The organism is Novosphingobium umbonatum (assembly GCF_004005905.1).
In the GTDB taxonomy this organism is placed as follows: domain Bacteria; phylum Pseudomonadota; class Alphaproteobacteria; order Sphingomonadales; family Sphingomonadaceae; genus Novosphingobium; species Novosphingobium umbonatum.
In genome coordinates this window covers 52,345-72,189 of the sequence record NZ_SACO01000010.1, presented here as the reverse complement: position 1 = coordinate 72,189, position 19,845 = coordinate 52,345, and the positions used below count along the sequence as shown (strand labels likewise).

The window sequence follows — 19,845 nt, the reverse complement described above, 5'->3', positions numbered from 1 at the left end:
CAACCCTTTTCAGAAGCCTGCGGCCTTGATGCCCGCGATGGCGCACTCGGCATCCATCTCGCCGGTATCACCCGAAACGCCCACCGCGCCGATCACCGCGCCGCCGGAATCCTTCACCAGCACGCCACCGGGCGAGAACACCAGATCACCGCCCACCGTGGTCACCACGCCGGAAAAGAACACCGGATTGCCCTTGGCCCGCTCGGCCAGAATGGCGGTGTCCGCGCCCATGCCCAGCGCGCCATAGGCCTTCGCCTTGGCAATATCGGCGCGGAAGAAGGTGGCGCCATCCTCACGCGCCATGGCCACCGGATGGCCGCCCGCATCCAGCACCACCATCGCCAAAGGCTTGGCTGAGGCTGCGCGCGCATGGGCAAGGCCAGCGGAAAGAATGGTCTGTGCCTGAGCCAGCGTGATCATGCCGCCATCTCCTGCGCCAGACCCAATTGACGCTGGCGCGCATCCAGCAGGCCAGCCACATCACCGGTACCGAACACATAATGGTCCGGACGCACCAGCACCGCTTGCGCAGCCCGCGATTCCAGCCATGCCAGCACCGCGCCACCATCGGGAAGCTGAGCTGCATCCACAGTGGTCACACCGGCCACGGCCGAGGCGGCACCCTTCACAAACAGGCGCCAGCCATCGCCGGTCAGATCGTCCAGCTTGCGGCCATCTTCCAGCATAGGCTGGATGAAGCGCTCGCCCGCCGAGGGGCTGCCGCGCAGGATGATGCCGGTGGAAATGGCGGGGATCAGGTCATGCGCGGTCTGGTGCTGGCCAGCCTGTGCCGCAGCACGAGCCACCATTTCGGCATCGCGCGCGGCGGCCTTGGCAGGGTCAAGCTCGCAAATATAGCGGCCGGCCGCCACGGCAGCGCCAATCACGCCGCGCACATGCGGATCGCGTTCGGGCTGATAGGTGACCAGAATTTCGGGCGAGGCGTGATCATGGATGATCGCCGCCATTTTCCACGCCAGATTGGCAATATCGCGCAAGCCATGGCACATGCCCTGCCCAAAGAAGGGCGGGGTCTGGTGCGCGGCATCACCGGCAAGGAACACATTGCCCACCTGCCACTGTTCGGCCACCAGCCCGTGGAAACGATAGGTGGCGGCGCGCACGATTTTGTGCGGCACATCCTTCATCCATGCGCCCACCAGCTCACCCACCTTTTCAGGCGTCATCATCTGCTGGTCATCTTCACCGGGCAGCAGCATGAATTCCCAGCGGCGGTGGTTGCCGCGGCCCGGCACAATCGTGGCCGGACGCTTGGGGTCACACATCATCACCGACAGGCGCTGCACATCGGCGGCTTCCGGCACGCCTTTCAGCGGCGGGAAGGACACCGGACCTTCCACCTCGGCATCGACCACCAGCCAAGGCTCTTCGAAATCGAGGTCGTCCAGCTTGACGCCCAAGGCCTTGCGCACGGGGCTGCGCGAACCATCGCAGGCAATCGCCCAGCGCGCCGAGACCTGCTGCTCCGCGCCGTCCAGCGTATAGCTGATCCGCACCGGACCATCTTCCTGCGACAGACCGGTGAATTCCGCACCCAGCTTCAGCTCCACCTGCGGCAGATCGGCAAAACCGTCGCGCAAATGGGCTTCCAGCTCGGGCTGATAGAAGAACCAGTCATTCGACCAGCCAAAGGGGCGCGCCATGCCGACCGTGCCCATATAGCGGATGACCTGATGGTCCGCGCCAATATGCATATGGCCATCGGTGTCGATCATATCGGGCAACACCCGATCGATCACGCCCGCCGACTGGAACAGGCGCATCATCTCGTGATCAAGATGCACCGCGCGCGGCAGGGGGTAATGGGTCAGCTCTTTTTCCAGCACCACCACCGACAGGCCTGCGCGGCCCAGCAGGTTGGCTGCCATGGCCCCCACGGGGCCACAGCCGATAATTGCAACATCAAACATGGGATTTATGCCACCGCAGCTGCGGCAGGCGCCTTGTGGAAGGCGCCGCCTTTCATGATTGCCTTCAGGTTGCCCTTGTCGCGCAACAGCGAGATATTCTCGGTCGGATCGCCCGCCACCAGCAGCAGGTCGGCCAGATAGCCTTCCTTGATCTGGCCAATCGGCATACCCATCAATTCACCGCCCACCATCGTGGCGCAGGACAGGGTTTCCGCAGGCGAATAGCCAAACCATTCGACAAACAGTTCCAGATCGCGCGCATTCATGCCGATCGGGTTCCACGGGAAGCCATAATCGCCCCCGATCACCGAACGCACGCCACGCTTGCGCAATTCCCGACCCACGGCCTTCTTGTGCTCGACGGCGGAAATCTGTTCGGCCACCTGACCCTCGCTGGCCATAAAGCCGAACTTGGGCGCGCGGTCGCGGTCGGCTTCTTCAATGCCGGGAGCCAGACCGATGTAGAGCGAATCCTTGGCCGCCTCGATTGCGTCCAGCGCCTCATCATCGGCATAGTTGCAGTGATAGAGCACCTTGAAACCGGCCTTGATCGCCACCTTGATCGAGGCGGCGGTGTAGCAATGGGCCGTCAACGACACGCCGCAGCGACGCGCGGCTTCACCCGCCGCCATGATTTCATCTTCATGGAACTGTTCGGACAGATTGGTGCCCGGATCCATGGCCGACACGCCATTGAGCAGGAACTTGACCGTTTGTAGGCCCGACGCCGCCATTTCTTCCACAAAGCCAGCCACAGCCGCCGGATCGCTGGGGCGTGTATCGCGGTCGGGGAATTTGAAGATCAAGCCGGGCGTACCACCGGGCAGCTTTTCCATCGAGCTGGTCACCAGACGCGGGCCAGCCATCGTGCCCTTGTCAAAAGCGGCCTTCACCGCGATTTCCGCCGCCGCCGAAGGCGAGCCGCCCGAATAGGCCGCCGTAAAGCCATGATCGAGCATCACGCGGCCACAATGGGCCGCGGTCAGCGCCAGCACTTCGGTCGGGTGATTGCCCGGCTTGCTCATGCTTTCGACGCTGCTGCCCAATTGCAGATGGGTATGGCCATCCACCAGACCGGGCATCAACGTGCCACCCTGACCATCCACCACCGTGGCTTCGGGGGCGTCAATCGTTTCGGGAGCATAGGCCACGCGGGCAATCTTGTCGCCATCGACCAGCACTTGCCCCAAGCGGGTGGCGTTGGGCGTACCATCAAAAATGCGAATATTGGTGAAAAGCGTGGTCACGCTTGGCTCTCCCTAGAATGCTGGACCTGACGGCCACTCTTGTGCCCCTTTTGCCAAGCCAGCATCATAAGGTAAAATACGCGATTTTGGGATTGCCATAGGTTCAGCCTATGGGTTGTGGCTAAATAGCCTCACCCTCGGCCAGATGGGCCAGCAATTGCCGCGCCAGCGCCGATGGCTCGCGCCCTTTCAGCCAACGCACACCCACGCTGCGTTCAAAACCGGCCTCGGCAATGCGGACGGCGCGCAAGACCCCCATCGACAATTCGCTGGCCGCCACCCGCATGGGCAGGATGGTCACCCGTCCGGTGTCGCGCACAATCGCCTTGGTGGTCAGCAGCGAATCGCAGCGAATCACATCGCGCGGGGCGGCCACACCGGCGGCCGCAAACAAGGCGTCCACCTGCCGCCGGAACGCGCCCTGCGCCTCGGGCAAGACCCAGCGCAGACTGTCGGCCTGCCTTAGGGAAATGCTGCCCGCCATCGCCTTGTTCTCGGCCGAGACCATCAGCGCGAAGGGATCACGGGCAAAGGTCTTTTCGGCAATATCGGGATCGGGCTCTTCCATCGCGGTGGTGACAAAGGCCAGTTCAATGTCGCCCTCGCGCAACATGCCGGTCAATTCGCGGTCGGCGCGTTCCAGCACATGCAAGGTCATGCGCGGCACTGACTCCTCCATGCGCGCAATGGCCAGAGGCAGCAGGCTGACCAAGGCGCCGGGCGTGCCGCCAATGCGCAAGGGGCCGCCTGCCCCTTCCTGTGCGGCGGCCACTTCGGCCTCGGCATCGCGCAACAGGTGATCGAGCATTTGCGCCCGCAGCCGCAAAGCCTCGCCCGCCGGGGTCAGCACAATGCCGGTGCGGGTGCGTTCAAACAGGGTGGCGCCCAACCGCCCCTCCAGCATGGCAATCGCGCTGGACACCGAAGGTTGGGAGATGTTGAGCGCACGCGCCGCGCCGCTGATCGACCCCGCGCGGCAGACTTCGTGGAATGTGCGAAGGGCGCGGGGGTCGATCATGATGGGTCCTATAGCCTTATCGGGCGGCGCCTTCCAGCACCACCGGACCGATCAGGCCCGATTCGCGCAAAGGCGCATCGGGGCGATAGGTTGGCATGGCGGTAAAGGTCACTTTCTGCGCGCCTTTCTGTGCATCGCCAATCAGGCGGTTGATCCACAGATTGGCCACGCGGATCTCGACATGGTTCTTGCCCGCCTTGACCGCGCTGCCCAGATCCACCCGATAGGGCGCGTGCCAGACAATGCCCAGATCCTTGCCATTGACGCTGACCTGCGCGACTTCGCGCAATTGGCCCAGGTTGAGCCAGAGCGGCTGCCCCGCCTTCCAACCCTTGGGCGCGGCAAAGTCCTTGGCATAGGTGGCAACGCCCGAGAAATGGGCGATGCCGCTATCGGCATTTTCATTGAGCGGGGCCAGCTGGGGCAGCACCACACTGGCCGGAGCGCCGCGTCCGGATTGGAAGGCCACCGTCCATGCGCCGTCCAGCGTGGAGAGCGGCGCAGGGGCCAGTTTCTTGATGGCCAGCGCGTCACCCGTGGCAGGCTTGCGGAACACGACATGCACCGATTCTTCCGCCAGCAGCGTCAGGGGCACGATCGTCTCGCCATTCTCGATGCGATAGCTCACCGGTTCGAACGTGCCGGTTTCGGCATGCCACAATTCGGGCTGCTTGCCGGTCACGCGGAAATGGGCGGTAAAGCTTTCCACGCGCTCCTTGCGGTTGACGAGGAAATAGCTGTCGCCCGATTCCCAGCGGCGATGCAGGAAAGGCACCTCAGCATCGGCTGCCCCGCCGCTCATGCGGAAATCGGGCGCGATGCCTGCCTTGTCTAGCGCTTCCTCGACATTCTGGCTGGCGATCACGCGGCCCTTGCCGACCACCGTATCACCGCCAGCGGGCCACAGCTTGGCCACCAGCGCGGCATATTCGGCCTTGTCCTCCTGACCAAGGCTGGGCGAACCCTGCGGCGCCATGCCGATGATCGTCGCCCCGCCCTGCGCCAGCGCGGCAATCTTGCGTAGCGCGGGCAAGGTCATCTTGTAGCTCGACCCGCCCAGATAGAGCGCGCCATAACGCGCACCACCGGCCGACACCAATTCCTTGCCCTCATTGCGCAAGGCACCGGTCAACGCGTCAAAATTCACAAAGTCAAAGGCGCGGGTCTTGGGCGCATCGCCCACCTTCTTGTCACCATACAGGCCCGTGATCGGGGCTTCCTCGCCATAGAAATAGCCCACATCGGCCACATTGCGCCCGTTCTGCAGCAACAGGCTGTTGCGGCTGATATAATCGACCCAGCCCTTGGCCAAAGGCGCCCATGCCTCGTGCCGGTTGAAATATTGACCAAAGATCATCAACGACAGGCCGGGCACCTTGTCATCCGAAGGCTGATGCACCGAAGTATGCACCACCGGACGGTTCACGCCGGTCACGAACTCCAGATCGATCACATGCTTCAACGTGCGCGGACTATCGGCCCAATAGGTCAGCGCCGAAGTCATCGATTCAGCCGCCACCAGATTCTGCCCATAGATATGCGCCACGCTGGCCGCACCCTTCATATCGGCCAGATAGGAGGGGTTGGGCCCGTCCTTTTGGGTAAAGGTCCAGAGCGCGGCCATCGGCACATCGGCATGGGTACGCATCGACATGTCATCGCCAAGGCTGGGGCGATGATCCTCCAGCGCCTCGCCATAGACCTTCAAGCCCGCCGCATGGGCCTTGGCCGCCACCGTGCCATAATGCTCACTAGCCATCAGATCGGCCAGAGTGCGGCGCCAGTCATAGAGGAACTTGTCGCTATCCTCGCGGCTGCCCACCAGCATGCCGGTCAGCGCGGGCAACCAGGGCGTAGCGTCATAGCCGCGTAGCGCCTTGAACTGGGCCAGCATCTTGGGCGTGTAATTGGCCGCGCCCACCTCGATCGAATCGGTCAGGATCGCACGCACGCCCTTGGCCCCGATCATGTCGGCACCGGCGGCATCGCGATACATGCCCAGATAATGGTCCATATAACGGCCCACCGCATCGGCATCGAACTTGTCGACCTCCAGGCCGGTCGCCTCGGCAGGGGCGGGATGGTTGGTGGTGCCCAGCAAGCTGGCGCCCAGACGGACGATCCGCCACTGCTGCCCCTTGGGCAAAGCAGGCGCCTTCCAGTCCAGCGAGCCATCGGCCTGCACCAGCTTGGTCAGATCCACCACTTGCGCCGCCGTGGCGCCCGTGGCGGCATCGGCCGGATTGGTCAGCGTATAATAGTCATGCGCCAGCGCGAAACCAGCCTTGGTCTCGGCCAGATTGACCTTCGCCTCGGCGTAGAGCCCGAATTGACCCAGCGTCCACGGCTGATCCCCGCCAGCCAAAGTAGCGAACAGGCCGGGGATTTCCACGCCCTCGGCAGGCGCGCCCATATTGGCGGAGGTGGAGACCAAAGGCTTGAGCACCAGACGGAAGAACTTGGCGGTGACGGGCGCAAAACTGACCGTGGTGGGGACATCAGCCACGGTGAAATGGGTGATCTCGCGCCAGTTCTGGCCATCATCGCTGGCCTCCAGCACCGGATCGACCGTGGGGCCACGGAACATGATCTTGGCGCCGGGCACAAAGACGGTGGCGCTGCGCATGGTCTGCGGCGCGTCATAGGCATAGGTGACATTGCCCGCCGCCTGCGCCGTGCCGCGCGGCACGGAAACGCCCGCGGTCAGATTGCTGTCAAACAGCAGGGCGGCATCCACCGCTTGCCCGCCTACGCTGGCCTTGGGCGCGGGCGTGGCCTGTACCGCCACCGGCACGGCCAATACCGCGACATCGCTGTAATAATTGGGTGCCGCCTCGGGGTGATGGCCTGCGGCAATATCGTCAAAGCCCAGCCCCTTGCCCATCGCCTGATAGGGTCCGGTGATCTGGGGCGGGGTGGCAATCTTGCCCTTGAACGCCTTGCCAGCAGGCACCAGCGTCTCGCTCCACACCAGCTTTTTCAGACCATCCGCAGGCTTGACCCAGGGGCCGCCCGTCTCGCTCCAACCCGGCGAGGCGGCAATCGCCAGTTCAAGCCCCTGCCTTTCGGCCTCTTGCGCGGCAAAGCGGAAGGCGTCCTTCCACTCCGGCGTCATATAGGCGAGGCGCTTTTCAACCACTTGCGGCGTTTGCAGGTTCACGTCGAAATTCTGCAAACCGCCAATGCCCACCGACTTCATCCACGCCATATCCTTGGCGATACCGTCCTTGGTGATATTGCCGTTCATCCAATGCCACCACACGCGCGGGCGGGCCGATTGGGGCGGATCACGGAACTGGGTTTCAAGGTCGGCCTGTTGCGCAAAGGCAGAACCCGACAGGGCCAAAGCGCTGGCCAGCGAAAGGGCCAGCTTGTGGCGGCGAGTGAAGCGGATAGGCGCCATGGTAATACGTCTCCCCCGAGACTTGTGTGTTGTTACAAGGAAAAACGCCGCCTGTGGCCTTTCCTCAAGCGGGAAAGGTCCAAAGGCGGCGCCTGTTCAGTTCAAATGGGCAGGCCGTTTAGACGGCCCAACACCAAGGATCATACGATGCCGGCACCAAGGCCAACCGCCTTGCGCTCCTGCGCCTTGCGGGCGCGATAGCCGCTCAGGCGATAGGCTTCCAGCACATCCAGCGCGCCACCGGCTTCCACGCGGGCCATGGCCAGAATGGGGGCCACGTCGATATTATAGGCGCGGCGCAGGGCCTGGAACGCCATCATCGTGTCATTGGCTTCCTGCGCGGCATGCAGCGCTGCGCGGTCCACCAGAGCGGCCTTGGCAAAGCAGGCAGCAATGGTTTCGGCGCTGGACAGCATCGATTCGATCGGATCGGTCACATTATGCGACTGGTCGATCATATAGCTGGGGTTGAAACCATCACGCGGATTGGCTTCGGCCTCGGCCAGTTCGTTGAAGACGAGGAACAGCTGGTGCGGGTTGATGCTGCCCGAATCCAGATCGTCATCGCCATATTTGCTATCGTTGAAGTGGAAACCACCCAGCTTGCCAAAGCGGTGCAGGCGGGCCACGATCTGTTCGATGTTCACATTGGGCGCATGGTGGCCAAGGTCGACAAGGCACTTGCACTTGTCGCCCAAGGTCTGCGCGGCCAGAATCGAGCTGCCCCAGTCGGAAATGACGGTGGAGTAGAAAGCAGGCTCGAACATCTTGTGTTCCAGCAGCATGCGCCAATCATCGGGCAGCGCGGCATAGATTTGGGCTGCGGCATCCAGATAGCGGTCAAGGCTGCGGCCCAGATCCTGCTGGCCGGGGAAGTTGGTGCCATCGCCCACCCACACGGTCAGATCGGTCGACCCCAGCTGCTTGCCGATTTCGATGCATTCGATGTTATGTTCCACAGCCTGTTGGCGCGCGCCTGCATCCTGCGAGGACAGCGAGCCATTGGCATAGGTGTGGGCCTGACCCACCTGATCCTGAAACGTGTTCGAGTTTACCGCATCCCAGCCAAGGCCAAGGTCAGCGGCTTCTTCGCGCAGAGCCTTGTAGTCCGACACCTTGTCCCAAGGGAAATGCGGCGAGACGCGGGGCGTGCGGCGGCCCAGCTGCTGGATGACGGCGCAGTCTTCCAGCTTTTCATGGATATTGGTGGGTTCGCCCGCAATGGGGAACTTGGCAAAGCGCGTGCCGCCACGGCCAGCGCCCCACGAGGGGACGGCGACCGAGAAACCGGCGACGCGGGCCTTGATCGCGTCAATGTCGATGCCCGTGCGCGCCAGCTTGCGGCCCAGTGCGGCATAATCCTCGTTCAGGGCATCAAGCCCCTTGGCATTATGCTCGGCGATCAGATCGGAGGAGATGGGAAGAGTCACTTGCTATCCTTTCGCGCATTCGGGCCCTTGGCAAGGAAGCCCTGCATATCGAGCCAGGCGATGAATTGATCGAGAACGTGAGTGGTGGTGGTGCCGGGCACGCCAAGGCCAAAGCCGTGGTTGCCCTGTTGATAGCCATGGATTTCCACCGGACGCTTGGCCGCCATCCAGCTTTGCGCAATCGGGAAACCCTTGGAGGGGAACAGAGCATCGTCCAGCGCGATGGCATCGAACATGGGCGGCGCATCGGCCGGAACATTTTCGGCATCCTGCGGACCATAGATATAGCCGAGGAAATCGGGCCGCGCCGCAACAGGTGCATCCAGCGCCACACGGCGGGCGGTCATCGCACCGGCGGAAAAGCCGATCATGCCGATCCGCTTGGGGTCGATGCCATAGCTGGCCGCATGGCTGCGCACATAGGCGATCGCTGCCGCGCCATCGGCGGGCGCCTCGCTCTTGCCCAGCAATTCGCCACTCATCGGATGGCCGATTTCCTGCGCCAGCTTGGCCCCCATAAAGGGCGCAGCTTCCTTCTCATCCCTGGGCGTGGGCGTCAGGCGATATTTCAGCACAAAGGCGGTGATGCCCCGCGCGGCCAACGCATGGGCTACTTTCCAGCCTTCGTGATCCATCGCCAACAGCATGAAGGCACCGCCCGGTGCCACCACCACCGCCGCGCCATTGGCCTTGCCCTTGGCGGGCAGGACCGGCGTCAGCGTGGGATAGGTGACGTTGCGGACGGTGTAATCCTTGCCTCCGGCGCGGCTCCACACTTCGCTGGACAGCGAACCGGGGTTGGCCTTGCCGTAAAGCGGGATGGCCTGCTGGTCAGCCGGAGCCTTGGCAGGCACCATCACCGGCATACCGCCCTGTGCCAGCGCCGGTCCGCTCAGGACCAGCGTGGCAACCAAGGTGCAAAGAGATGCGATTCGCGTCATGTTCTATCCTCTCCATTCCCCGCCTTATTAGCGGGTGAAGGCCTGAACGTTGCCTGCATCCACATTGATCATGTTACCGGTCGACTTGGCCGAGGCTTCGCTGCCAAGGAAGTAGGCCGCTTCGGCAATGTCTTCAGGCAGCACATCGCGCTTCAGCATCGAACGGTTGCGGTAATGGGCTTCCAGTTCCTCGCCCGCGTCGATCTTGTTCGATGCGGCGCGTTCCTTGCGCCAGTCGCCGTCCCAGATCTTGCTGCCCTTGATGACCGCGTCGGGGTTGACGATGTTGACGCGGATGCCTTCGGGCGCGCCTTCCAGCGCCAGACAGCGGCCCAGATGGTTGGCAGCCGCCTTGGCCGAGGCATAGGCCGAGGCACCGGCAGCGGCGGCCACGGCATTCTTGGAACCGATGAACACCACCGAAGTTCCGCCCAGATCCTTGTTGCGCTTCAGCAGGCCCCAGGCATGCTTGGCGGTGAGGAAATAGCCCTGAGCCAGCACGTCGAAATTGCGGTCCCACAGCTCGACCGTGGTCTGGTCAATCGGGGCCGAGGAGGCGATGCCGGCATTGGCGACGACCACGTCCAGACCGCCAAATTCGCGGGCGGTATAATCAAACGCCGCCTTGACCTGCGCCTCGTCGGTCACATCGCAAGCCACGGCGCGGACGACATCCTTGCCAAACTGCTTGGCGAAACCGGCGCGCACTTCTTCGGCGGCATTGGCGTCACGGTCGGCCAGCACCACACAGGCGCCTTCCTTCAGGAAGCGGGCAGCCGTGGCCGCGCCAATGCCACCAGCGCCACCGGTGACGAAAGCCACGCGGCCGACCTGCGGCTTGGGGGCGGGCATGCGCTGAAGCTTGGCTTCCTCAAGCAGCCAATATTCGATGTCGAAGGCTTCCTGCTCGTCCAGAGCGATATAGTCGCCAATCGCTTCGGCGCCGCGCATCACATTGATGGCATTACCATAGAATTCACCGGCCAGACGCGCGGTGGTCTTGTCGGTGGCAAAGGTGATGCGGCCAACGCCGGGCACCAGCACCACAACGGGGTTAGGGTCGCGCATGGCGGGGCTGTTGGCGCGCTTGCAGCGCTCGTAATAGGCGGCGTAAAATTCGCGGTAATCGGCGATCTTTTCGGCCAGATAGGCGTCATCCTGCAAACGGGCAGGATCGAGCGTCAAAGGCGCGATCTTGGTGCGCAGGAAGTGGTCGGGGCAGGAGGTGCCCAGCGCGGCCAGTTCTTCAAACTTGGCCGAACCGACGAATTCCAGCGCCTCGGCATCGTCCGAATAATGGCCCAGCTTGCGGCGCGATCCGGTCATGAAGCCGCGCAGGCGGGGCATCAGATCAGCAGCAATCGCGGCGCGGTCGGGATTGGGGGCCACCACCTGACCACCAAAGGCAGGCTTGCCTTCCATCTTGGCGTTCAGATATTTAGCAGCGTCGGCAATCAGGCTGACAGTGTGCTCATAGCATTCCTTGGCGCTGTCGGCCCAGCAGATGATGCCATGGCTGGCCATCATCACGCCCTGCACGCCGGGGTTGGCGCGCTGGTAATCGCGCAGCATACGGCCCAGCGTATAGCCGGGGCGCTTCCAACCCAGCCAGCCAATCTTGCCACCCCAGATTTCCTTGGTCGCTTCTTCACCGCCCGACGAAGCCGCCAGCGCGATGATCGCATCGGGGTGCACATGGTCGACATGGGCAAAGGGCAGCAGCGAATGCAGCGGCGTATCGATCGATGCGGCGCGGCTGTTCAGGTTGAACGTGCAATGGGGCAGATAGCCGACCATCTTGTCGTCGTCTTCGGGGCCATTGTAATGGACTTCCAGACCCAGCAGCTTGTCCTGATACAGGGTCGCAAAGCCATCGAGCTTCATCGAGCCGATGTCGCCGCCCGAACCCTTGACCCACAGCACATCGACAGTTTCACCGGTGAGAGGATCGGTGGCCGTCAGCTTGGCGGAGGTGTTGCCACCGCCAAAGTTGGTGACGGTAAGGTCGCTGCCCAGCAGATTCGAGCGATAGAGCAGCAATTCTTCGGGGCTGAGGCTCGCCGCATAGGCATCATCCCAGCGGCTGGTGGGCACGGCAAAAGGAAGGGCGGCAGGCGAGTTTACGTCGGTCATGGGAACTCCCGTTAGACTGCTCTAGGCATGTTATTTGCCGTCCCTCTAACAAAGGCCCTTCCCATTGGCAATCGAAAACGATAGAAGATAATCACATTCAATCATGGATTGGCGCCAAACCAATCAATTTCGCACAAGCAGCATGGCCTTCGCGGTTGCAAAACAGCCGGAGGGATAGATTTCAGGGAGAGCCTTCTGTCCACGCCCAACGCCCCGACCGCACCCTCTCCAATCGCGATTGTGATCGACATTGGCAAAACCATGTCCAAGGTCACCTTGTGGAGCCGCGATGGCCAATTGCTCGACCGGCAGGTGCGCCCCAATGAAAAATGCGAGGAAGAGGGCATTGCCCGTCTGGACGCATCGGGCATGGCAGGCTGGATCAAGACAGTGCTGGCCAGCCATGCGGGCAAGGGCGTGGAATATATCGTGCCGGTGGGGCATGGTGCAGGCTTTGCGGCGCTGCAGGATGACACGCTGGCCTTCGCCCCGCTCGATTACGAGGCCGAACCGCCCGCCGATGTGATGGCCGCCTATCGCGCACTGCGTTCTCCCTTTGCCGAAACGGGCTCGCCCGCCCTGCCGCTGGGCCTCAATTTCGGCGCGCATGTCTATTGGGCGCAGCAGCTTTATTCAGAGGCCATGCAGGGCGCCACTTTGGTGCCTTGGGCGCAATATTGGGGCTGGTGGCTGTCGGGCGCGGCCCGCAGTGAGGTGACCAGCCTTGGCTGCCATTCCGACCTCTGGGCACCGCAAAGCAGCGATTGGTCGGGTCTGGCCAAGGGGCAAGGCTGGGACAAGGCCTTTGCGCCTTTGGCCAAGGCGAGCGATGTGATCGGCACTTTGCGCCCCGAACTGGCGGCGGAAACCGGCCTGTCGGCGGATATCAAGGTGCTGGCGGGTCTGCATGATTCCAATGCCGCGCTGATGGCCGCCCGCGGCTTTGCGCAAATCGCGCGGCACGAGGCCACGGTGCTATCCACCGGCACATGGTTCATCGGCATGCGTCTGCCCGCCTCGCCGGTCTCCACCGCTGATCTGCCCGAATCGCGCGATTGCCTGGTCAACATCGACGCCTATGGCCAACCGGTGCCCTCGGCCCGCTTCATGGGCGGGCGCGAGATCGAGGCCCTGATCGAAATCGACACCCGCCGCGTAGATATCAAGCCCGACCAGCCCATGCTGCTGGCCGCCGTGCCCGCCGTTTTGGCGAAAGGCGCGATGCATCTGCCCACTCTGGCGCCGGGCTGCGGGCCTTTCCCCGCTGGCGAGGGCCGCTGGGTCAACGCGCCGGAGGATTGGTACGAACGCCGCGCCGCCGCCTGCCTCTATGCCGCGCTGGTCACCGATGCCGCGCTGGGCCTGATCGGCACGCAGGACCGCCTGCTGGTCGAAGGCCGCTTTGCCGAGGCCGAGGTCTTCGTCCGCGCTTTGGCCAGCCTGCGCCCCGATTTGCAGGTTTTCGTTGCCAATGCCCATAATGACGTGTCCTTTGGCGCGCTGCGCCTGATCGATCCCGCGCTGGTGCCCGAAGGCGAATTGCGCCGGATCGAGCCGCTGGACGCCGATCTCGACACGTATCGCAACCGCTGGCTGTCCCTGCTGGACGGCCCCGAGGACCACACCGCATGATCACCGCCTCGATTGCCGATTTCCGCGAAGCCGCCCGCCGCCGCCTGCCGCGTTTCCTGTTCGAATATATGGACGGGGGCAGCTATGGCGAAGTGACCTTGCGCAAGAATAGCGAGGATCTGGCCAATATCGCCCTGCGCCAGCGGGTGCTGCGCGATGTGTCGGCCATCGACCTATCGACCACGCTTTTCGGCATGAAACAGGCCCTGCCGGTCGCGCTGGCGCCGGTGGGTCTGGCGGGGCTGAACGCGCGGCGCGGCGAATGTCAGGCCGTGCGCGCGGCCAATGCGGCGGGCGTGCCTTTCACGCTTTCCACCGTATCGGCCTGCCCGCTGCCCGAAGTGGCCGCCGCATCGACCAAGCCCTTCTGGTTCCAGCTTTACATGATCCGCGACCGCGAATTCATGAAGGATTTGCTGGCCCAAGCGGTGGAAGCGCAATGCAGCGCTTTGGTCTTTACCGTGGACATGCCCGTGCCCGGCAGCCGTTACCGCGATTATCACACCGGCCTTGCCGGCACTGGCGGGCTGAAAGGCGCGGCATGGCGCACGGCCCAAGCCGTCATGCGCCCCGAATGGGCGTGGGACGTGGGCGTGATGGGCCGCCCCCACCATCTGGGCAATGTGGCCCCTGTGCTGAAAGGCAACACCGGCATCGAGGATTTCTTTGCCTGGATGCGCAACAATTTCGACCCCTCCATCAACTGGCGCGATCTCGATTTCATCCGCTCCATCTGGAAAGGCCCCTTGATCATCAAGGGCATTCTGGACCCCGAAGACGCGAAGGAAGCGGTGAAGATCGGCGCGGATGGTCTGGTGGTCTCCAACCATGGCGGGAGGCAGCTAGATGGCGTGCTGTCCTCCGCCCGCGCCCTGCCGCCGATTGCCGATGCCGTGGGAGATGGCCTCACAGTATTGGCCGACGGCGGGGTGCGCTCTGGTCTGGATGTGGTGCGCTTGCTGGCGCTGGGCGCCAAGGGCGTGCTGCTGGGCCGCGCATGGTCCTATGCGCTGGGCGCGGCGGGCGAAGCGGGCGTGGCCAAGATGCTGAAATTAATCGAGGCGGAAATGCGCGTGGCCATGGCCCTGACCGGCTGCACGGCGATTGACCAGATCAACCGCAGCATTCTGGCCGAATAAGACAAAACGGGAGAGAAAGATCATGGTGCCCAATCCGGCGCTAGGCGTGGTGTTCCACTGGATCGGGGGTTTTTCCTCGGCCAGTTTCTATGTGCCCTATAAAAAGATCCGCCTGTGGTCTTGGGAAGTGTTCTGGCTGGCGGGCGGGCTGTTCAGCTGGCTGATCGCGCCATGGCTGTTTGCTGCCCTGCAAACCAAGGACCTGCTGGGCGTGCTGGCGGCGACCCCGCGCGAAACGCTGGCATGGTGCTGGTTCTGGGGCGCGATGTGGGGCTTTGGCGGGCTGACCTTTGGGCTGACCATGCGCTATCTGGGCCTGTCCTTGGGCATGGCGGTGGCGCTGGGGCTAACCACCGTGATCGGCACGATGGGCCCGCCCATTTTCCACGGCACGATCGGCCAGATCGCCAGCACCACCAGCGGGCAACTGACGCTGGCGGGCATTGCGGTGACGCTGGTGGGCATTGTGGTGGTGGCCAAAGCGGGGCAGGCCAAGTCGGCGGAACTGGGTGACAACAGCGAGCAAGGCGTTTCGGAGTTTGACCTCAAAAAGGGCCTGTTGATCGCCACATTCTCGGGCTGCCTTTCGGGCTGTTTCGCATGGGGTCTGGATGCCGGGCAACCGATCCGCGATCTCACCCTTGCCGCGGGCACCGATCCGCTATCCCAAGGCCTGCCGGTGCTGTGCATCGTGCTGCTGGGCGGCTTGACCACCAATGCCCTGTGGTGCGCCTATCTGATCGCCAAAAACCGCAGCCTTGGCCAATTCTTCGGCGCCTCTGCGGAAGCTGGCAATCCCGCGCCCGTGCCCCTGCTGTCCAACTGGCTGCTGGCCGCTTTGGGCGGCACCTTGTGGTATGGCCAGTTCTTTTTCTACACCATGGGCGAAAGCCAGATGGGCCAATATGGCTTTTCCAGCTGGACGCTGCATATGGCCAGCATCATCCTGTTCTCCACGCTTTGGGGCTTTGCGCTGAAGGAATGGCTGGGCGCATCCATCCGCACGCGTACTCTGGTGTGGAGCGGCATCGGCCTGCTGGTGGGGGCCACGGTCATCATCGGCGGCGGCAATATGTTGGCGGCGGGATAATCTTGCCCCGCAGGCGCGGGCGTATTAGGCGGATCACAGGGGGATAATCACAATTCATGCATGCTACCGAACGCGAAAGGCTGATACTCGAAGCGCTGGCTCCGTCCGGCTTCATCTCCTATCGCGAGCTGGAGGCCAAGCTTGAGGCATCCCCCGCCACCATCCGCCGCGACCTGACGCGGCTGGAGGCTGAAGGTCTGCTGCAACGTGTGCATGGTGGGGCGAAATTGCCCGATGCCACCGCGCCCGACGCGCCCGCCACCGGCGTGCAATTGCTGGGCACGCCGTTTGACCAGTCGATCACGCAAAATCTTGCCGCCAAACAGACGATTGGCCGCGCCGCCGCCGCTTTATGCGATCCGGGCGAAGGCGTGATGATCGACGGCGGCACCACCACTTTGCAAATGTGCCCCCATCTGGACGGGCGCGATTTGCAGGTGCTGACCAATTCGCTGCATATCGTCAACGCGTTGCTACCGCAAAAGGGCACGCGTATCCTGATCCCTTCGGGCTCGGTTTTCCGCGAACAGAATATCATTCTGGCCCCGGCAGGCGAGGATTCCATGCCGCGTTTCCACGCGCCCAAATTGTTCATGGGCGGGGCAGCGGTGGGGCCGCAGGGCGTGATGCAGCATGACATCATTCTTGTCGCCGCTGAGCGCCGCCTGATGGACCGCGCCGAACAGGTGATCCTGCTGGTCGATTCCAGCAAATTCGTCTCCTCCTCCGGCGCGATTGTCTGCGGGCTGGACGAGGTTGATGTGTTGATTACCGATGCCGGGATCACGCCGGACATGGCCGCCATGGTGCGCGCGGCGGGCGTGGAACTCATCGTTGCCTAATACCAGCTTCTGACCCCCAGCACGAAGCTGCGCTGCGCCGCCGGCTTGCCATCCATGCGCGCATAATCGGCCGTGCCGCCAAAGCTCCAGCCCCAGTTTACTCCCGCATAGGGCGCGAACTTGCGGGTGATTTCATAACGGATGCGCAGGCCGGCCTCGATGCTGGAAAGCCCCGCTCCCAACCTTGCCTGTCTGTCATCCTGCGCCAAGGCCACCAGTTCGGCGCGGGGCTGCAACACGATGCGGCGGGTCAGGCGCTCGTCGATGCTGGCCTCCACCCGCGCCGAAACCACGCCCTTGTCCGACACAAAGCCCAAAGCCAGAATGTCGAAACGATAGGGGGATAGGCCCTCCAGCCCGATCATCGCATGGCTGCGCTGCGCCTCTACGCCCACATCGCGCCGCACACCCGCCTGCAAGCTCCACCATGGGCCCAAAGCATAGGCATAGGCGGCCTGTATCTCGCCCTGCTCCAACCTTTGCCCCCAATCGCCTTCCGCCCGCACGCGCAGGACAAGGCGGTGGAGATTGCCGGTCCATGCCTCGCCCTCCAGATGATAGCCATCCGCGCCTTTCCCGATCCGCGCTTCAGCCAGATCGAGCCGATAGGCCTGAAAGCGCGAGGGCACTTCGCCCTGCATCATCCAATGTTCGGCAGCCGCCATCTGCGCGGCGGGGTAAAAACGATCCGCCGCCCGGTCATGCACGGGTTCGGGCGCAGGCGCGCTGCCCGCTTCCTGATCGGTGCCAACCGGTTGCGCGGGCGGCGTTTGCGCCAGCACAGGCTGCGCCCATAGCGCGGCCAGAATCACCCAAGCCCTCATGCCGCACGTACCTTCACCACCCGCATCATGCCCATCGCCATATGCAGGAACAAATGGCAGTGGAATGCCCAATCCCCATCCTGCGCGGTCAGGTCAAAACTCAGCCGGCCCCCCGGTTGCACTACGGCGGTGTGTTTGCGCGGAGAGCGGTCGCCATGGCCGGTGACCAGTTCGAAATAATGGCCATGCAGATGGATCGGATGGGCCATCATCGTATCGTTGATCATGGTCATGCGCAGCCGTTCGCCCCTGCGCATGGGGATGCCTTCATGCGCCTCACTCATCACCTTGCCATCCATGGACCACATATAGCGCTCCATCGATCCGGTCAGATGCACCTCCAACTCCCGCTCGGGCGCACGCGGATCGGGGTTGGGCGCCAAGGCCACCAGATCGCGATAGGTCAAAACCCGATGATCGAGCCCCGACAGGCCGATCCCCGGATCGCCGCTGCGGTCCATTGGCATGGCCGAAATCATATCCACCCCCGGCCCCAGCTTGACCTGCGGAGCGATGGAGCCATCGCGCATCTTCATGCCCTTCATGCCGCCTGCCCCATGATCCATGCCCATATCCTTCATGGTCAGCAGCGGGCGCGGGCGCAGCGGCGGTACGGGCGCGCTTATGCCCATGGCAGGGGCCAAAGTGGCGCGGGCCATGCCAGAACGGTCCATGCTCTCGGCTACGATGGTGTAGGCGCGGTTTTCGGGCCGCAACACCACATCATAGGTTTCCCCCGGCGCGATCTGGAATTCATCCACCTCCAGAGGCTGCACCGGCTCGCCATCGGCGGCATGGATCGTCATCGGCAGATCGGGGATGCGGATGTTGAAAAAGCTCATCCCCGCGCCATTGATGAAACGCAGCTTCACCGCTTCTCCAGCAGCAAACAGGCCGGTCCAGTTTTGCGCCGCACTATGGCCATTGACCAGATAATGCAGCACCGCGCCGGTGACATCGGCAATGTCGGCTGGGTCCATCCGCATGGCGCCCCATTCGATCCGCTCGCGCAAGGACTGGCCGCGCCCCTTGATCAGGTCCAGCGTGGTCTGGGGCTGGCGGTTGTAATAGCCGGGGTCCGCCTTCAAATTGTTGAGGATGCGTTTGGGGTGGGTGAAGCTGTGGTCGGACAGCATGATCACATGTTCGCGCATCGGCTCGGCGGCAGGCGCGGCAGGCTCAATCACAATCGGCCCATAGGCACCCAGCAATTCCTGCAGGCCCGAATGGCTGTGATACCAATAGGTGCCGCTCTGGCGGATGGGGAAATGATAGGTGAAGCTGCCCCCCGCCGGTATGCCGGGGAAGGATACGCCGGGCACGCCATCCATGTAAAAAGGCAGCAACAGCCCGTGCCAATGGATCGAAGTCGGCTCGCTCAACTGGTTCACCACCGTCAATTGCAGATCCTGCCCTTCGCGCAGGCGCAGCAAGGGGGCGGGGACGCTGCCATTGATCGTCACCGCGCGGGTCATGCGGCCATCGATCGGCACCTCGCGCTCCGCCACAATCAGGGTGATCTTCTCGCCCGACAATTCCTGCTGCGGTGCAGGCAGGCCCCCGCTTTTCGCCCAAGCAGGCATGGCAGTTCCGGCCAGCGCGACGCCCCCCGCCCCGCGCAACAGGCTGCGGCGATCGATCATCGGCGGCATATCATGCTTCATCGGCTCTATCCTGCGGCAATCTATGGTTCAGCCTGTGGCAAGCAGCAGATTGGTTCTTGCTGAACGATAGGCCATAAGAACAGATATCCTATGGCGAATATAGACCCCTGTCGGGCAGAACCACCCAACACAACACAGGAGATGCAACAGATTATGCCACGTTTGCCGCTTATGCTGCTGGCCGCTGCCACCGCAGCTCTGGCCCAACCCTCCATGGCCCGCCCCGCGCTGACCAGCGCCCAGCCCGCCCAAGGCGCCGCCGCCAGCAAGGTGACGCAGATCACGCTGAACTTCAGCGAGCCGATCACCGCTGCAGCTTCGGGCGTTTCCGTGCTGATGACCGCCATGCCCGGCATGGACCATCACCAGCCGATGAAGATGGGCGGGGTCACCACCAAGCTTTCCCCCGATGGCAAGGCGCTGGTGGCCAGCCTTCCCCGCGCGTTGCCGGTGGGCAGCTATGATGTGCCATGGCATGTGGCCGGTGCCGATGGGCAGAATGTGGCGGGCAAGGTCAGCTTTGACGTGAAGCCCTGAACCAAAAAAGGGGA

Annotated in this window: 15 protein-coding genes; 5 read left to right on the top strand and 10 right to left on the bottom strand. The window is 63.4% G+C overall.

What is annotated here, in order from left to right; all coding sequences use genetic code 11:
• Nucleotides 1-9: 9 nt before the first annotated feature.
• The 8 genes from EOE18_RS12950 to EOE18_RS12915 all read right to left on the bottom strand — a co-directional run bounded on the left by EOE18_RS12950 (nt 10) and on the right by EOE18_RS12915 (nt 12,103).
• Nucleotides 10-420: a GlcG/HbpS family heme-binding protein gene (locus tag EOE18_RS12950; RefSeq protein ID WP_127710186.1), complete on the bottom strand. Its 411-nt coding sequence runs from the start codon at nt 418-420 to the stop codon at nt 10-12.
• Nucleotides 417-1,931, bottom strand: a complete 1,515-nt coding sequence (locus EOE18_RS12945; protein WP_127710184.1) for a bifunctional 3-(3-hydroxy-phenyl)propionate/3-hydroxycinnamic acid hydroxylase — start codon at nt 1,929-1,931, stop codon at nt 417-419. Before EOE18_RS12945 ends, EOE18_RS12950 begins: the two co-directional genes overlap by 4 nt.
• Before the next feature lie 5 nt (nt 1,932-1,936).
• Complete coding sequence (locus EOE18_RS12940) at nt 1,937-3,178, bottom strand: amidohydrolase family protein (RefSeq protein WP_127710182.1); 1,242 nt, start codon at nt 3,176-3,178, stop codon at nt 1,937-1,939.
• A 121-nt stretch (nt 3,179-3,299) separates the two neighbouring features.
• Nucleotides 3,300-4,196, bottom strand: a complete 897-nt coding sequence (locus EOE18_RS12935; protein WP_127710180.1) for a LysR family transcriptional regulator — start codon at nt 4,194-4,196, stop codon at nt 3,300-3,302.
• Nucleotides 4,197-4,212: 16 nt separating this feature from the next.
• Nucleotides 4,213-7,599 carry a glycosyl hydrolase gene (locus EOE18_RS12930; protein ID WP_127710178.1) on the bottom strand — a complete coding sequence of 1,129 codons (3,387 nt, stop codon included), beginning with the start codon at nt 7,597-7,599 and terminating at the stop codon, nt 4,213-4,215.
• 140 nt (nt 7,600-7,739) lie between these two features.
• The gene (gene rhaI, locus EOE18_RS12925) at nt 7,740-9,029 is read right to left on the bottom strand and encodes an L-rhamnose catabolism isomerase (RefSeq protein ID WP_127710177.1); all 1,290 of its coding nucleotides are present in this window, start codon (nt 9,027-9,029) and stop codon (nt 7,740-7,742) included.
• Entirely contained in the window at nt 9,026-9,970 is a 945-nt protein-coding gene (locus tag EOE18_RS12920) for an alpha/beta hydrolase (protein ID WP_127710174.1), read from the bottom strand. The genes rhaI and EOE18_RS12920 overlap by 4 nt, the downstream gene beginning before the upstream one ends.
• A 27-nt stretch (nt 9,971-9,997) precedes the next feature.
• Nucleotides 9,998-12,103, bottom strand: coding sequence for a bifunctional rhamnulose-1-phosphate aldolase/short-chain dehydrogenase (locus tag EOE18_RS12915; RefSeq protein ID WP_127710172.1), 2,106 nt, complete (start codon nt 12,101-12,103; stop codon nt 9,998-10,000).
• 261 nt (nt 12,104-12,364) lie between these two features.
• Here EOE18_RS12915 and EOE18_RS12910 point away from each other — a divergent pair, with 261 nt between their 5' ends.
• Genes EOE18_RS12910 through EOE18_RS12895 form a run of 4 tightly spaced genes read left to right on the top strand, consistent with a single transcriptional unit; the run spans nt 12,365 to nt 16,806 of the window.
• Nucleotides 12,365-13,735 (top strand): FGGY-family carbohydrate kinase, encoded by a 1,371-nt coding sequence (locus tag EOE18_RS12910; RefSeq protein WP_127710170.1) that lies wholly within the window; start codon nt 12,365-12,367, stop codon nt 13,733-13,735.
• Complete coding sequence (lldD, locus tag EOE18_RS12905; protein ID WP_127710168.1) at nt 13,732-14,874, top strand: FMN-dependent L-lactate dehydrogenase LldD; 1,143 nt, start codon at nt 13,732-13,734, stop codon at nt 14,872-14,874. The genes EOE18_RS12910 and lldD overlap by 4 nt, the downstream gene beginning before the upstream one ends.
• Before the next feature lie 22 nt (nt 14,875-14,896).
• Complete coding sequence (rhaT, locus tag EOE18_RS12900) at nt 14,897-15,964, top strand: L-rhamnose/proton symporter RhaT (RefSeq protein WP_127710166.1); 1,068 nt, start codon at nt 14,897-14,899, stop codon at nt 15,962-15,964.
• Nucleotides 15,965-16,020: 56 nt separating this feature from the next.
• Nucleotides 16,021-16,806 carry a DeoR/GlpR family DNA-binding transcription regulator gene (locus tag EOE18_RS12895; RefSeq protein ID WP_127710164.1) on the top strand — a complete coding sequence of 262 codons (786 nt, stop codon included), beginning with the start codon at nt 16,021-16,023 and terminating at the stop codon, nt 16,804-16,806.
• Here the strand turns inward: EOE18_RS12895 and EOE18_RS12890 are convergent.
• Entirely contained in the window at nt 16,803-17,630 is an 828-nt protein-coding gene (locus tag EOE18_RS12890) for a copper resistance protein B (protein ID WP_127710162.1), read from the bottom strand. The genes EOE18_RS12895 and EOE18_RS12890 overlap by 4 nt on opposite strands.
• Entirely contained in the window at nt 17,627-19,294 is a 1,668-nt protein-coding gene (locus EOE18_RS12885) for a copper resistance system multicopper oxidase (RefSeq protein ID WP_246027435.1), read from the bottom strand. The genes EOE18_RS12890 and EOE18_RS12885 overlap by 4 nt, the downstream gene beginning before the upstream one ends.
• A gap of 153 nt (nt 19,295-19,447) precedes the next feature.
• On the opposite strand from EOE18_RS12885, the gene EOE18_RS12880 reads away from it, so the two are divergent.
• Nucleotides 19,448-19,831: a copper resistance CopC family protein gene (locus tag EOE18_RS12880; RefSeq protein ID WP_127710160.1), complete on the top strand. Its 384-nt coding sequence runs from the start codon at nt 19,448-19,450 to the stop codon at nt 19,829-19,831.
• Nucleotides 19,832-19,845: the final 14 nt, after the last annotated feature.

Excerpts from the sequence above, each read along its gene's own strand:
- rhaT (WP_127710166.1), top strand. The coding sequence starts at position 14,897 with ATGGTGCCCAATCCGGCGCTAGGCGTGGTGTTCCACTGGATCGGGGGT.
- EOE18_RS12935 (WP_127710180.1), bottom strand. The coding sequence starts at position 4,196 with ATGATCGACCCCCGCGCCCTTCGCACATTCCACGAAGTCTGCCGCGCG.
- EOE18_RS12895 (WP_127710164.1), top strand. The coding sequence starts at position 16,021 with ATGCATGCTACCGAACGCGAAAGGCTGATACTCGAAGCGCTGGCTCCG.
- EOE18_RS12945 (WP_127710184.1), bottom strand. The coding sequence starts at position 1,931 with ATGTTTGATGTTGCAATTATCGGCTGTGGCCCCGTGGGGGCCATGGCA.
- EOE18_RS12950 (WP_127710186.1), bottom strand. The coding sequence starts at position 420 with ATGATCACGCTGGCTCAGGCACAGACCATTCTTTCCGCTGGCCTTGCC.
- EOE18_RS12915 (WP_127710172.1), bottom strand. The coding sequence starts at position 12,103 with ATGACCGACGTAAACTCGCCTGCCGCCCTTCCTTTTGCCGTGCCCACC.
- EOE18_RS12910 (WP_127710170.1), top strand. The coding sequence starts at position 12,365 with ATGTCCAAGGTCACCTTGTGGAGCCGCGATGGCCAATTGCTCGACCGG.
- EOE18_RS12885 (WP_246027435.1), bottom strand. The coding sequence starts at position 19,294 with ATGAAGCATGATATGCCGCCGATGATCGATCGCCGCAGCCTGTTGCGC.
- EOE18_RS12920 (WP_127710174.1), bottom strand. The coding sequence starts at position 9,970 with ATGACGCGAATCGCATCTCTTTGCACCTTGGTTGCCACGCTGGTCCTG.
- lldD (WP_127710168.1), top strand. The coding sequence starts at position 13,732 with ATGATCACCGCCTCGATTGCCGATTTCCGCGAAGCCGCCCGCCGCCGC.
- EOE18_RS12890 (WP_127710162.1), bottom strand. The coding sequence starts at position 17,630 with ATGAGGGCTTGGGTGATTCTGGCCGCGCTATGGGCGCAGCCTGTGCTG.
- EOE18_RS12930 (WP_127710178.1), bottom strand. The coding sequence starts at position 7,599 with ATGGCGCCTATCCGCTTCACTCGCCGCCACAAGCTGGCCCTTTCGCTG.
- EOE18_RS12880 (WP_127710160.1), top strand. The coding sequence starts at position 19,448 with ATGCCACGTTTGCCGCTTATGCTGCTGGCCGCTGCCACCGCAGCTCTG.